This window comes from Buchnera aphidicola (Taiwanaphis decaspermi) (assembly GCF_039405155.1).
Taxonomy (GTDB): domain Bacteria; phylum Pseudomonadota; class Gammaproteobacteria; order Enterobacterales; family Enterobacteriaceae; genus Buchnera_M; species Buchnera_M aphidicola_B.
Genome location: NZ_CP135049.1, coordinates 16,005 through 29,393 on the forward strand (window position 1 = coordinate 16,005; position 13,389 = coordinate 29,393).

Annotated in this window: 12 protein-coding genes and 1 tRNA gene; 7 read left to right on the forward strand and 6 right to left on the reverse strand. The window is 22.7% G+C overall.

What is annotated here, in order from left to right; translation table 11 throughout:
• Window positions 1-33: 33 nt before the first annotated feature.
• Window positions 34-1,386, forward strand: a complete 1,353-nt coding sequence (gene mnmE, locus RJX39_RS00085) for a tRNA uridine-5-carboxymethylaminomethyl(34) synthesis GTPase MnmE (RefSeq protein WP_343192621.1) — start codon at window positions 34-36, stop codon at window positions 1,384-1,386.
• 8 nt (window positions 1,387-1,394) lie between these two features.
• On the opposite strand, the gene RJX39_RS00090 is transcribed toward mnmE, so the two are convergent.
• Window positions 1,395-1,467: transfer RNA gene (locus RJX39_RS00090), tRNA-Phe, on the reverse strand.
• Between the two features lie 216 nt (window positions 1,468-1,683).
• Between RJX39_RS00090 and RJX39_RS00095 the strand changes: the two genes are divergently transcribed.
• The 3 genes from RJX39_RS00095 (at window position 1,684) to efp (ending at window position 4,560) form a co-directional block, all read left to right on the forward strand.
• The gene (locus RJX39_RS00095) at window positions 1,684-1,977 is read left to right on the forward strand and encodes a co-chaperone GroES (RefSeq protein WP_343192825.1); all 294 of its coding nucleotides are present in this window, start codon (window positions 1,684-1,686) and stop codon (window positions 1,975-1,977) included.
• 47 nt (window positions 1,978-2,024) lie between these two features.
• Window positions 2,025-3,677, forward strand: coding sequence for a chaperonin GroEL (groL, locus tag RJX39_RS00100; protein WP_343192622.1), 1,653 nt, complete (start codon window positions 2,025-2,027; stop codon window positions 3,675-3,677).
• Between the two features lie 316 nt (window positions 3,678-3,993).
• Window positions 3,994-4,560, forward strand: a complete 567-nt coding sequence (gene efp / locus RJX39_RS00105) for an elongation factor P (protein ID WP_343192624.1) — start codon at window positions 3,994-3,996, stop codon at window positions 4,558-4,560.
• 68 nt (window positions 4,561-4,628) lie between these two features.
• Here efp and dnaC read toward each other — a convergent pair whose 3' ends face one another.
• The 3 genes from dnaC to rsmD form a co-directional block, all read right to left on the reverse strand.
• Window positions 4,629-5,375: a DNA replication protein DnaC gene (gene dnaC, locus RJX39_RS00110; protein WP_343192626.1), complete on the reverse strand. Its 747-nt coding sequence runs from the start codon at window positions 5,373-5,375 to the stop codon at window positions 4,629-4,631.
• Window positions 5,375-5,905, reverse strand: a complete 531-nt coding sequence (locus RJX39_RS00115) for a DnaT-like ssDNA-binding domain-containing protein (protein ID WP_343192627.1) — start codon at window positions 5,903-5,905, stop codon at window positions 5,375-5,377. Before RJX39_RS00115 ends, dnaC begins: the two co-directional genes overlap by 1 nt.
• A 69-nt stretch (window positions 5,906-5,974) precedes the next feature.
• Window positions 5,975-6,541 carry a 16S rRNA (guanine(966)-N(2))-methyltransferase RsmD gene (gene rsmD / locus RJX39_RS00120; RefSeq protein ID WP_343192628.1) on the reverse strand — a complete coding sequence of 189 codons (567 nt, stop codon included), beginning with the start codon at window positions 6,539-6,541 and terminating at the stop codon, window positions 5,975-5,977.
• 78 nt (window positions 6,542-6,619) lie between these two features.
• Between rsmD and ftsY the strand changes: the two genes are divergently transcribed.
• The 3 genes from ftsY (at window position 6,620) to metE (ending at window position 11,277) form a co-directional block, all read left to right on the forward strand.
• On the forward strand, window positions 6,620-7,621 hold the full coding sequence (gene ftsY, locus RJX39_RS00125) for a signal recognition particle-docking protein FtsY (RefSeq protein WP_343192629.1): 1,002 nt from the start codon (window positions 6,620-6,622) through the stop codon (window positions 7,619-7,621).
• A 231-nt stretch (window positions 7,622-7,852) separates the two neighbouring features.
• Complete coding sequence (gene rpoH / locus RJX39_RS00130) at window positions 7,853-8,707, forward strand: RNA polymerase sigma factor RpoH (RefSeq protein WP_343192630.1); 855 nt, start codon at window positions 7,853-7,855, stop codon at window positions 8,705-8,707.
• Between the two features lie 296 nt (window positions 8,708-9,003).
• The gene (metE, locus tag RJX39_RS00135) at window positions 9,004-11,277 is read left to right on the forward strand and encodes a 5-methyltetrahydropteroyltriglutamate--homocysteine S-methyltransferase (protein ID WP_343192632.1); all 2,274 of its coding nucleotides are present in this window, start codon (window positions 9,004-9,006) and stop codon (window positions 11,275-11,277) included.
• A gap of 78 nt (window positions 11,278-11,355) precedes the next feature.
• Here metE and purH read toward each other — a convergent pair whose 3' ends face one another.
• Together purH and RJX39_RS00145 are read right to left on the reverse strand one after the other, a co-directional pair.
• Complete coding sequence (purH, locus tag RJX39_RS00140) at window positions 11,356-12,909, reverse strand: bifunctional phosphoribosylaminoimidazolecarboxamide formyltransferase/IMP cyclohydrolase (protein WP_343192633.1); 1,554 nt, start codon at window positions 12,907-12,909, stop codon at window positions 11,356-11,358.
• A 67-nt stretch (window positions 12,910-12,976) separates the two neighbouring features.
• The gene (locus RJX39_RS00145) at window positions 12,977-13,273 is read right to left on the reverse strand and encodes an HU family DNA-binding protein (RefSeq protein WP_343192634.1); all 297 of its coding nucleotides are present in this window, start codon (window positions 13,271-13,273) and stop codon (window positions 12,977-12,979) included.
• Window positions 13,274-13,389: the final 116 nt, after the last annotated feature.

Consider the following 13,389-nt stretch of genomic DNA (forward strand, 5'->3'; position numbering starts at 1 on the left):
TTGTTTTATATAATATAAGAGTATTAGTAACGTATGAGTAATCATGATACTATTATTGCTCAATCTACTCCTCCTGGTAGAGGGGGGATTGGGGTTTTAAGAATTTCAGGAAAAAACACACAATCAGTTTCTAAAGGAATTTTAGGTTTATATTTAAAAAAAAGACATGCTCATTATTTACCTTTTTTAGATAAAAAAGGTAATATTTTAGATAGAGGAATAGCTATATGGTTTGCTAAACCAAATTCTTTTACAGGAGAAGATATATTAGAATTACATTCTCATGGTGGACAAGCATTATTGGAAATGATAACATTACATATAATTAACAATTACGATGTTAGAATGGCTAAGCCTGGGGAATTTTCTGAAAGAGCATTTTTAAATGGTAAAATAGATTTAATACAAGCAGAAGCAATTTCAGATTTAATATCATCGTCTTCAAAAAAAATTATAGATTCTTCTTTAAGAATACTATCTGGAAGTTTTTCTGTCAAAATAAAAAAAATAATGAATCTTGTTTTTAATTTAAATGTTATTTTAGAATCTTACATTAATTTTCCAGAAGACATTGAGTTTCTATCTAAAAATAATATCTTACTTAAAATAAACGAAATTTCAGATAAAATAAAATACATTTTAGATAATAGTGAAGATAACAACTTTTTGACAAGTAATTTTAAAATTGTAATTTTTGGTAAACCTAATGTTGGAAAATCTAGTTTGTTAAATGTTTTATCTAAAAAAAACTCTTCTATAGTTACTGATATATCAGGAACAACTAGAGATATATTAAGAGAATTTATTAGTATTAAAAATATTAATGTAGAATTAATTGATACTGCAGGAATACATGAAACTAATGATAAAATAGAAAAAATAGGTATACAAAAAGCTATAAAAGAAATTAAAAATTCTGATTATAAATTATTGGTGGTTGATTCTTCAAATACAAAAAATTGTCCTAAAAAAATTTTAGATGAATATAATCACATTATTGACAAAAATAATGTTTCTATTATTTTTAACAAAATTGATACTAATAATCATACAAAAAAAAAAATAATAATAGATAAAATTCCTTTGATATATATATCAACTAAAAAAAAAATAGGAATAAAAATGCTAAAAAAACATATTACTAATATTATAAATGGCAGAATATCTTTGAATAGTATTTTTTTTGTAAAAACTCGTAATATTAGTTTATTAAAATCTTCATATAAACAAATTATCCAAAGTAAAAATAATCTATTAAATAATAATATTGATTTATTATCTGAAAATTTATCACAGTTAAGAATTTTGTTAGGACAAATTACAGGTCAAATAACAAATAATGAAATTTTAAATAAAATTTTTTCTAGTTTTTGTATTGGTAAATAAAAATATTTTGCCCAAAGGCGGAATCGAACCGCCGACACGGGGATTTTCAGTCCCCTGCTCTACCGACTGAGCTATCTGGGCAATAATTATTATTATATTACAACTTAAAAATTAAAACAATACTTTTTATATGATATTTATATATATGTATATTTTTAATTAAAAAAAAATAATATATATAAAATTTTAGTTAATACTTGAAATGAATAAAAATTATCCTCATATATAGTTATGAGGTGTAAAATAAATAATTTTTAAAATAATTAATTAGACATCTCAACAGGAGAAATGTCAAAAATGAAAATTCGTCCGTTACATGATAGAGTTATAGTAAAAAGAAAAAAAATAGAATCTAAATCAGCAGGTGGTATAGTTCTTACTGGATCAGCAGCTGAGAAATCTACAAGAGGTGTTGTAACAGCAGTAGGTAATGGTCGTATGTTGGATAATGGCCAATTAAAAAAGCTAGATGTTAAAGTAGGAGACACTGTTATTTTTAATGAAGGTTATGGAGCTAAAATAGAAAAAATTGATAATAAAGAGTTTTTAATTTTAACAGAAAGTGATATTTTAGCAATTGTTGAAGAGTAAAAATCACGTTTTATTAACTGAACAAACGCATTTAAGGGAAATGTCAAATGGCAGCTAAAGACGTAAAATTCGGTAATGACGCACGTGTAAAAATGCTTCGTGGCGTAAATGTATTAGCAGATGCAGTAAAAGTTACCTTGGGTCCAAAAGGAAGAAATGTAATTTTAGATAAATCTTTTGGTGCTCCAGCAATTACTAAAGATGGGGTATCTGTAGCTAGAGAAATAGAATTAGAAGATAAATTTGAAAACATGGGCGCTCAAATGGTTAAAGAAGTTGCATCTAAAGCAAACGATGTAGCTGGGGATGGTACCACTACAGCAACTTTATTAGCACAAGCAATAGTAAATGAAGGACTTAAAGCAGTTGCAGCAGGTATGAATCCTATGGATTTAAAAAGAGGTATTGATAAAGCAGTTATTAGCGCTGTGGAAGAGTTAAAAAGGTTATCAGTACCATGTTCTAATTCAAAAGCTATTACTCAAGTTGGAACAATATCAGCTAATGCAGACGAAAAAGTTGGAAATTTAATAGCAGAGGCGATGGAAAAAGTTGGTAATGACGGTGTTATCACTGTAGAAGAGGGAACTGGTTTAGAAGATGAATTAGAAGTTGTAAAAGGAATGCAATTTGATAGAGGTTATTTATCTCCTTATTTTATAAACAAATCAGAAACAGGATTGGTAGAACTAGACAATCCTTATATATTAATGGTAGACAAAAAAATATCAAATATAAGAGAATTACTACCTATATTAGAAGGTGTGGCAAAATCTAGTAAACCTTTATTAATAATAGCTGAAGATTTAGAGGGAGAGGCTTTAGCAACTTTAGTAGTTAACTCAATGAGAGGTATTGTAAAAGTAGCTGCTGTTAAGGCTCCAGGATTTGGTGATAGACGTAAAGCTATGTTACAAGATATTTCTATATTAACTTCAGGAATAGTAGTTTCTGAAGAGTTAGCAATGGATTTAGAAAAAACTAGTCTGAAAGATTTAGGACAAGCTAAGAAAGTTGTTATTAATAAAGATGAAACAACTATAATTGGTGGTAAAGGACAAAAAAGATCTATTAATAATAGAATAAATCAAATACGCCAACAAATACAAGAAGCTACTTCAGATTATGATAAAGAAAAATTAAATGAGCGATTAGCTAAATTATCTGGAGGAGTAGCAGTATTAAAAGTTGGTGCAGCAACTGAAGTTGAAATGAAAGAAAAAAAAGCAAGAGTGGAAGATGCATTACATGCTACTAGAGCAGCAGTAGAAGAAGGTGTAGTTGCTGGTGGTGGTGTGGCTTTAATTAGAGTAGCTGCTAAAATATCCGATATTATCGGTAACAATGAAGATCAAAATGTAGGTATACGTGTTGCATTAAAAGCTATGGAAGCTCCTTTACGTCAAATTGTTTCTAATTCAGGAGAAGAACCTTCTGTAGTAGCAAATAATGTTAAATCGGGTAAAGGTAATTACGGATATAATGCAGCAAGTCATGAATATGGAGATATGATATCTTTTGGTATTTTAGATCCAACAAAAGTAACAAGATCAGCATTACAATATGCATCTTCTGTTGCTGGATTAATGATTACTACTGAATGTATGGTAACAGATTTGCCTAAAGAAGAAAAAAATGATTTAGGTTCTAATCCAGGAGTAGGTGCAGGAGGAATGGGTGGCATGGGTGGAATGATGTAAGTTTTACATTTTTATTATTTCCATTTCTCTATTTTAAAATATCATTTTTACAAAAATAATTTAAAATAATCCATCCTGGAATTTTTAACCAGGATGGAATTTTTTATTTAAACAATGTTTGATAATATTTACAATAATTATTTTATTTACAAATTATCATAATAATTTTATGAATTAAATTTTTCAAATATTGTTTTAAATAAAAATAGCTATATTTTTTATAAAATGTATTTCTTTTTTTTAAATACGTAAAATAATGTTATTTATTTTTTTTGCTTATTTAAAAATAAATTTGTATATTAAGAGTGCTTTTTATATGAAAACTTATTTAAGTAATCAACTACGTTATGGCATAAAAATAATATTTAATAAAAAACCTTATTCAATAGAAAAAAATGAATTTGTTAAGCCAGGAAAAGGTCAGGTTTTTTATAGAATTAAAATGCGTAATTTAATAACATTTAAAAGTATAGAAAAAACATTTAGAACAACTGACTTTTTTAAAGAAGCTAATATTATAAATATAAAATTAAAATATTTATATAGTATTAATGAAATTTATTATTTTATCAATCAAGATAATTGTGAACAAATATCTGCTGATAAAAAATATATTGGAAATAATTTGATATGGTTATTTTCTAATGAAAATTATAAAGTAACTTTATGGAATAATAATCCAATTTCCGTTATACCTAATAAATTTATTAAAATCAAAGTTAAAGATACAACACCTAATGTTAAATCTGACACAAAATCTAGTTTTAATAAAATAGCTGTTTTATCTAACAATTTTCATATAAAAGTACCATCATTTATACAAATAGGTGATTTGATAAAAGTAAATACAATTACTAAAGAATATATTTCTCGAGTAAAATAAAATTTTTTTTTAATTAATGTATTATATAATAATTTTATTTTTATTTTTTTATATAATACATATTTTTTTTAGTATTCATTACCTTTTATATTTTTTCGGAAACTTTCCCATTCAAATGTTAACCATAAACTGTTTCCTAATCTCATTCTATCAATTACACGTTCTCCTAGAAGTTTTCTCATTTCCTTATGATCTAAATTAGATAACATTCCAGTTGGTTTTTTAGACGAAGATCTTCTATCTACTATTTGATTAATTATTACTTTTTCATATCTTGATTCAGTTTGTATACCTATTTCGTCAATTATTAATAAATCAACGTTACTTAGATTATTCAATAATTTTTCTTCAGTAATATTGTTCTTTCCATGAAAGGTATTTTTCATATTTGACATTAAATCAGCTACAGTTACTATCAAAACTTTTTTACCATGGAGTATTAAATAATTTCCTATAGCAGATGCTAAATGATTTTTACCAGTTCCAGGTTTGCCTGAAAAAATAAAATTAGATATATTTCCATTAAATTTATAAGCATATCTTTTAGAAGCTAACAAAACCCTATTTTGTCCGTTATTATTTACTTTATAGTTGTCAAACGAACAATTTATATATAATTCTCTAATACCTGATTTGTTTAGAATTTTTTGCATTTTCATAGCTTTGTTTTTTCTTATAATAGATTTAGAATATATTTCTCCTTGTTTTTGATTCCAGTTAAGTAAATCAACATCTTTTATAAATTTAGGTTTTATATTGTTAGGCATAATTTTTTTTAGACGTTTAAATAAAGTATAATTATTAATATTTTTCATTAATCTCCTCTAAAACCTTTTGGTGTGATTTTATCAGGTTCTAAAATATCATTTATATCTCTTATATTTATTTTATTGGATAATCTACTTTGTTGTAAACTTCTAGCTAATTTTTGTTGCCATTGTAAATGATAAAAAGTTCTACCTTCTATTTTCCAATATGATATAAAAGCTGCTAACTCATTACTATTAACTTTTTTATTTAACATTATTCCCCATATATGAGATTTTTTTAAAAAATCTTCATCTGGTTTCCAATTTTTATACATAGCAAATTTGCCTTTATTTTCTTTTTTTTTCGTATTTAGGAAATCTTTGTTAATATTTTTATGAGAAACATTTTTCTTAATAAAAGAATTTTCTATATTTAATAATCTATTTAAAAAAATTGGTGAAACTGCATACATTATTGGTTTATTTTTATCAAAAACTGCAATAGCTCCTTCTTTTGTAGATGTTATATATTTTATAGGATTTTTACAAAATGATTTTATATCTATTCCATTTGATACTAATATTTTAATACACATGGAAATTTCTCTTTATTTTTTTTACAGATGATAATTAAAAAACATGTTTTATACAATTATATAAAAATGTTATAATGATTTTGTTTTTTTTCTTATATAAACAAAAAAATATACTAAACCAGATTTTTTAAATTTATGTAAAAACCAATTAGATGGTACATCTATGTTTTTTTTTTCTTGTTCAATATATATATAAGCATTATTATTCAATATATTTTTTTTTTCTAATAAATGTATAATTTTATTTATTATATTTTTATAAAATGGAGGATCTAAAAAAACTACATCATATTTTTTTTTACAATAATATACCCATTTTAAAGTATTATCATGAATTAATTCACAATTTTTAATAAATAATAAATTTGTGTTCTTTTTTATTTGTTCTAATATTTTTTTTTCGGAGTCTATAAAAGTAACATATGAAGCATTTCTTGATAAAGATTCTATACCTAATATTCCGCTTCCAGAAAAACAATCTAAACATTTCGCATTTTTAATTTTTATATATAAATAATTAAATAAAACTTCTCTTATAAAACTTTTTGTAGGTTTTATTTTATAATGATCTATTATTTTTAATATTCTACCTCTATATTTACCACCAGTAATTTTTAATCTATTTTTTTTTTTCATTTTTTATTTTATAAATATTATTTTATTAAATAAATATATATTAATCATAAAATAAATAAAATAAGGAAGTTAATTAATATGTCTAATAACAAAAAAACTTTTTTTTCTTGGTTAAGAAATAATAAAAAAAATAAAATTAATAATAATAATAACAAAAAAAAAACAAGTGGTTTCTTAAATAAATTAAAAAAAAATCTGTTAAAAACTAGAGATATTTTTACTAATCGTATTTTATCAATATTTAAAAATACTAAAGTTAACGATTCATTATTTGAAAAATTAGAAGAAACATTATTGATGTCAGATGTAGGTTTAGAAACAACTAAAAATATTATTAATAATTTAATTAAGAGTAATAATATTAATAAATATGATAATAAAAAAATATATCTCTATTTAAAAAAAGAATTAGTAAATATTTTAAAAAAAGTAGAAAAACCATCTGAAAAATTATTAAATAATAAAACTTTTATCATATTGGTTGTTGGAGTGAATGGTGTAGGTAAAACTTCTACCATAGGTAAAATAGCTTATAAATATAAAAAAAAAGGAAAATCAGTAATGTTAGTAGCTGCAGATATTTTTAGAGCTGGAGCTGTAGATCAGCTAAAAAAAATAGGAAATTCAATATCTGTTCCAGTAATTTCAGATAGTAAAAAAAAAGATTCTTCATCTATAATATTTGATGCTATCAATATAGCAAAATCTAAAAAATTGGATGTATTAATTATAGATACTGCAGGAAGATTACATAACAAAAAAAATTTAATGAATGAACTAAAAAAAAATAATAATGTAATAAAAAAATTAAACAATGGCATAAAACATGAGGTTTTATTAGTAATTGACTCCTGTTCTGGACAAAACAGTGTTGCTCAAACAAATTTATTTTATAAGGAAATAGATGTGTCTGGACTAGTTGTCACTAAATTAGATGGTACTGCTAAAGGTGGTATAATTTTTTCTATTTCTGATAAATTAAACATACCTATTAGATATATTTCTTTTGGTAAATCAATTAATGATTTGAAAACTTTTAATGCTAAAAAATTTGTAAATGCTTTATTAGATAATAAATAACAAATAAAATTATAATTTTTTATTTTAATAACATAATATTTATATTTACATATATTATATATTTGTGTATTTTAGATAATAAGTTTTTAATAAAAACTTTCATATTTATTCATAAATTGTATATACATTTTATAAATGTATTAATTTTTTTATAATATACAATGTATTTTTTAACATAAACAAAAAATATTTTATTAATTTTAAATTTCATTAATTAATAAAGGGATTTTCATGATTAACAAAATACAAAAATTCCCCATTATTACATTAGGTAATTTAGATTCTTATATTAGATCAGCTAATTTGTATCCTATGTTATCTGCTAAAGAAGAAAATTTATTAACAAAAAATTTTTTTTATAATTTTGATTTAGAATCAGCAAAAAAACTTATATTATTTAATTTAAGGTTTGTTATTCATATAGCTCGTAGTTATTCTGGTTATGGATTGCAGCAAGCTGATTTAATTCAAGAAGGTAGCATAGGTTTAATGAAAGCAATTAAAAGATTTAATCCAGAAATTGGAGTAAGATTAATATCTTTTGCAGTTCATTGGATAAAATCTGAAATACATGAGTATATTTTAAAAAATTGGAGAATAGTTAAAGTAGCTACTACAAAATCTCAACGTAAATTGTTTTTTAATTTAAGAAAAAATAAAAAACATTTAGGTTGGTTTAATCTAAAAGAAATAGAATTAGTTGCACAAGAGTTAGGAGTTACTAATAAAGATGTAATTGAAATGGAATCTAGAATGTCAGCACAAGATATTACTTTGCATCCTGTAGATGAAGACACTAATGATTTTAAATTTCTACATTATAATAATTTTTTAAAAGATAAAACTTCTAATTTTTCTAGATTATTAGAAGTAAATAATTGGACCTTTTATGCTAATAATAAACTAATTAATGCTATATCTATGTTAGATGAAAGAAGTCGATATATAATAAGATCACGTTGGTTAGATGAAAATAATAAAACAACATTACAAAAAATTGCTAATGATTACAGTATTTCAGCTGAAAGAGTTAGACAATTAGAAAACAATACTATAAAAAGATTAAAAAATATAATAGATATGTGAAATATTAATAATTTTATGCAAACATTATTTATTGTTTTTTTTGTTTTTACTAATTATTTATAGATATTAACAAAAACATCCATGAAAAAAATAACAAATTTGTAAAAAAGTAATATTTTTTTTGATTTTTATCATTTAAAGTTTACGAAATATTAAATTTTTATATAAATATATTGTTAATATTATTAAATTTTTTGGAATTAAATAATAATATTTTTTAATTATTATTAAATTTATAATTTTAATTATATTATAAATATATTAATTAAAGTTATTAATTAGAGGTTTTTTATTTAATGAATATTTTAAGTCATATACTTGGTTTTCCTCGTATAGGTGTTAACCGCGAGTTAAAAAAAGCACAAGAAAATTATTGGCAAGGTAAATACAATAAAAAAAAATTATTATCTATTGGATATAAATTAAGAAAAAAACATTGGAAAAAACAATTAAGTTCAGGTTTAGATTTTATAACTGTTGGTGACTTTTCTTGGTATGATCATGTTTTAAACACAACAATGTTATTAGGAAACATTCCAGATAGACATAAAAATTACGACAATTCAATTGATATTGATACATTATTCAGAATAGCTAGAGGAACAGCTCCTACTGGACATTCAACATCAGCCTCAGAAATGACAAAGTGGTTTAACACAAATTATCATTATATAGTTCCTGAATTTAAAAAAGATCAGGATTTTAATTTTAGTTGGTCACAAATTATAGAAGAAGTAGATGAAGCTTTATCATTAGGATACATAGTAAAGCCAGTAATTTTAGGTCCTTTAACATACTTATGGTTAGGAAAAAAAACAGAAAATAATTCTTTTGATGTATTAGATTTATTAAAAAAAATAGTTCCTATATATATTTATATATTAAAAGAGTTTAAAAAACGTAATATTGAGTGGGTTCAAATAGATGAACCTATATTGGTATTAGACCTCCCAAAAAATTGGTTAAAAAAATTTTATGATGTTTATAAATTATTACATGGTACAATAAAAATATTACTTACTACTTATTTTGGAAGTATTTCTCATAATATAAAATATATTAATGATTTTTTTGTTGACGGTATTCATATAGATTTAATTCATGGTGATGATAATATATTTTCATTAAATTCTAAAATATCTCAAAAAAAAACTCTGTCATTAGGTATTATAAATGGTAGAAATGTTTGGAAATCTAATCTTGATAATTGGTTTGATGTAATAAATAATATAAAAAAAAGCAGAAATAAATTATGGTTAGGTTCTTCATGTTCATTACTTCATACACCAATAGATTTAAATTATGAGAAGAAAATAGATAGTGAAACTAAAAGCTGGTTTTCTTTTGCTATACAAAAATGTGAAGAACTATCATTATTACGAGATTCCTTAAACTCTAATAACAAAAATAATATTGAAGATTGGGTTAAACCTATTAATGCAAGAGAGTTATCTACAAAAGTAAATAAACATTTAGTATCAGAGAGAGTACAATCTATCAGAAATAATGATTTAAAAAGAACAAACACCTATAATTCACGTTATAAATTACAAAATAAAAAAATTAAGTTACCTATTTTACCTACTACAACTATAGGTTCTTTCCCTCAAACTAAAGAAATAAGAAATTTGAGAATGGATTTTAAAAAAGGTGTTATTAACCAAGAATTATATGATAAAAAAATACGAAATGAAATTAAAAAGAATATTAAGATACAAGAAAAAATAGATATTGATGTTTTGGTTCATGGAGAACCTGAAAGAAATGATATGGTTGAATATTTTGGTGAAAAATTAAATGGTTTTACTTTTACTAGTAATGGATGGGTGCAAAGTTATGGATCACGATGTGTAAAACCTCCTATAATAATAGGAGATATATACAGATCTAAACCTATAACAATAGATTATGCAAAATATGCTCAATCTCTTACAAAAAAACCGGTAAAAGGAATGTTAACAGGACCTGTAACAATATTATTTTGGTCTTTTCCTAGAGAAGATATATCCAAAAAAATTATTGCTAAACAAATTGCACTTGCTTTAAGAGACGAAGTTTTAGATTTGGAAAATGCAGGTATTAAAATTATACAAATAGATGAACCTGCTTTACGAGAAGGATTACCATTAAGAAAAAACAAATGGAAATCATATTTAAAATGGTCTGTTGATGCTTTCCGATTAAGTTCATCAGTAGTTAAAGACGAAACACAAATACATACACATATGTGTTATTGTGAATTTAGTGACATAATGAATGCCATAGTTAATTTAGACGCTGATGTTATTACTCTTGAAACTGCTAGAACCAATATAGAAATATTAGAAAAAATTAAAAACTTTCAATATCCAAATAGCATAGGACCTGGAATATATGACATACATTCTCCAAACATACCAAAAAAGAAAGAAATTTTAATTTTATTAAATAAATATTTAAAAATAATTTCTAAAAATAAATTATGGGTAAATCCAGATTGTGGTTTAAAAACTAGAAGTGTTGAAGAAACAATAAGTGCTTTAAAAAATATGGTCGATGCTACAAAAAATATACGTAAAAAAATAAATTAGTAATTAAAACACAACAGTAGGATGATAAATTATTATCCTACTTTTATATTAATAATATTTTTTTATAAAAAAGTTATATTAATGTTTAAAATGACGTAAATTTGTAAATAACATTGACATATTATGTTCGTTAACAGCATCAATCGTGTCTTTGTCTCTTATAGATCCTCCACTTTGGATAATACAAGTAATTCCATTTTTTGCTGCAATGTCTATGTTATCTCTAAACGGTAAAAATGCATCGGAAGATAATACTGATCCATAAATATTTGTTTTATTGGATAAAGATTTTTTTATAGAAATTTTTGTTGCATCCAATCTACTTGTTTGACCAGATCCAATACCTAAAGTTACTTTATTTAAGACACAAACCACAGAATTGGATTTTGTAAATTTATTTATTTTCCAAGCAAAAATAGAATCTTCTATTTCTTTTTTAGTAGGTTTTTTTTTGCTAACTATTTTAAATTTATTAATAATTATAGAATTATATTCCTGTATCAAAAAACCATTAGAAAAATTTTTAATCTCTAAAGTATTTAACAAATTTATATTTTTATAAAATATCAATATTACTTTTTTTCTTATTTTTAATTTTGCTAACGCTTTTTTTGTTGAAGAAGGAGCAATAATTATTTCTACAAATTGTTTTTTAAATATTACATCTAAAGTATTTTCATCTATTTTTCTATTAAAAACAATAATACCTCCAAAAGAAGATATTGAATCAGAATAATAAGCTTTTATATAAGCATTATTTATATCAATATCTGTAGCTGCTGCACATGGATTAGAATGCTTTATTATTAAACATGTTGGTGTTTTGAATTGATATATACATTTTATTGCAGTTTCTATATCATTAATATTATTGTAAGATAATTCATCACCTGTTATTTGTTTAAACATCTCATTACTTAATATTTTGTTATTTTTTTCTTTATAAATATAAGATTTTTGATGAGGATTTTCTCCATATAATAAACTTTTATATTTCACCAATTTTAATTCTATTCTATTTGGAAATATTTTTTTCTTTTTCTTTTTCTTTTTATTTTTATTTTTTTTGAAAGCATGAAAAATATTTTTTTCATATTCCAAGCTATATTGAAATGCTTTTTTAGCTAAGTTGAATCTGGTGTTTAAACTTACTTTGTTATTTGCATTTTTCATTTCTGAAATTATTTTATCATAATCTTTAAAATCAACAATTACTGTAACATTTTTATAATTTTTAGCCCCAGATCTAACCATTCCAGGGCCTCCAATATCTATATTTGTTAATATTTTTTTGAATGTATTATTATTATCAGTAATATTATAAAAGTTAACTACTATCATGTCCATTATAACTATTTTATTTTTTTTTATTATATGTTCATCTATTTTACCTCTTTGCAAAATACCAGCATATATTTTAGGATGTATTGTTTTTATTCTTCCATCTAATATTTCTGGAAAATTTATGTAATTTGATATATTTATTACTTTAATATTTGATTCGGACAATGTTTTATAAGTACCTCCAGTAGAATATATTGCTATGTTTCTTTTTTTTAATTTTTTAGCAAAATCAATAATTTTAGATTTATTATATACACTCAACAATGCATTTTTTATTACTTTAGTCAAAATAAAACTCCAATTGTATTATTAAAAATAATTATTTAAATTTAAAATACTAATTTTATAAAAAAAATTATTTTTTGATATTATATTTAATTAAATTTATTTTATTTTTTATTTTTTTTGCAGGAATAAAAGATAATGTTTTTGAAGCAGGTATTTTTATTATTTCTCTAGTTTTAGGATGTATTCCTTTTCTTTTTGCACGGTATATTATTTTAAATGTTCCAAAACCTACTATTCTAACTTGTTTATTTATTTGTAAAGATTTTATAATTGCTGATAAAGTTAACTCTAATGTTTTTTTAGCTTGTATTTTAGATAGATCTCCTATATTTGCAATTAAATTAATCAATTTAATTTTATTCATAATTTTTTCCTTTTGAACTTAATTTAATTTTTTAAACAAAAAATTGTTTTTAAACATTTGTTTAATTTTTAAAAAATCTAATGTTGTATATTAAATATATACACATATAAGTATTT

Coding starts and splice junctions, on each gene's coding strand:
- mnmE (WP_343192621.1), top strand. CDS start 34: ATGAGTAATCATGATACTATTATTGCTCAATCTACTCCTCCTGGTAGA.
- RJX39_RS00095 (WP_343192825.1), top strand. CDS start 1,684: ATGAAAATTCGTCCGTTACATGATAGAGTTATAGTAAAAAGAAAAAAA.
- groL (WP_343192622.1), top strand. CDS start 2,025: ATGGCAGCTAAAGACGTAAAATTCGGTAATGACGCACGTGTAAAAATG.
- efp (WP_343192624.1), top strand. CDS start 3,994: ATGAAAACTTATTTAAGTAATCAACTACGTTATGGCATAAAAATAATA.
- dnaC (WP_343192626.1), bottom strand. CDS start 5,375: ATGAAAAATATTAATAATTATACTTTATTTAAACGTCTAAAAAAAATT.
- RJX39_RS00115 (WP_343192627.1), bottom strand. CDS start 5,905: ATGTGTATTAAAATATTAGTATCAAATGGAATAGATATAAAATCATTT.
- rsmD (WP_343192628.1), bottom strand. CDS start 6,541: ATGAAAAAAAAAAATAGATTAAAAATTACTGGTGGTAAATATAGAGGT.
- ftsY (WP_343192629.1), top strand. CDS start 6,620: ATGTCTAATAACAAAAAAACTTTTTTTTCTTGGTTAAGAAATAATAAA.
- rpoH (WP_343192630.1), top strand. CDS start 7,853: ATGATTAACAAAATACAAAAATTCCCCATTATTACATTAGGTAATTTA.
- metE (WP_343192632.1), top strand. CDS start 9,004: ATGAATATTTTAAGTCATATACTTGGTTTTCCTCGTATAGGTGTTAAC.
- RJX39_RS00145 (WP_343192634.1), bottom strand. CDS start 13,273: ATGAATAAAATTAAATTGATTAATTTAATTGCAAATATAGGAGATCTA.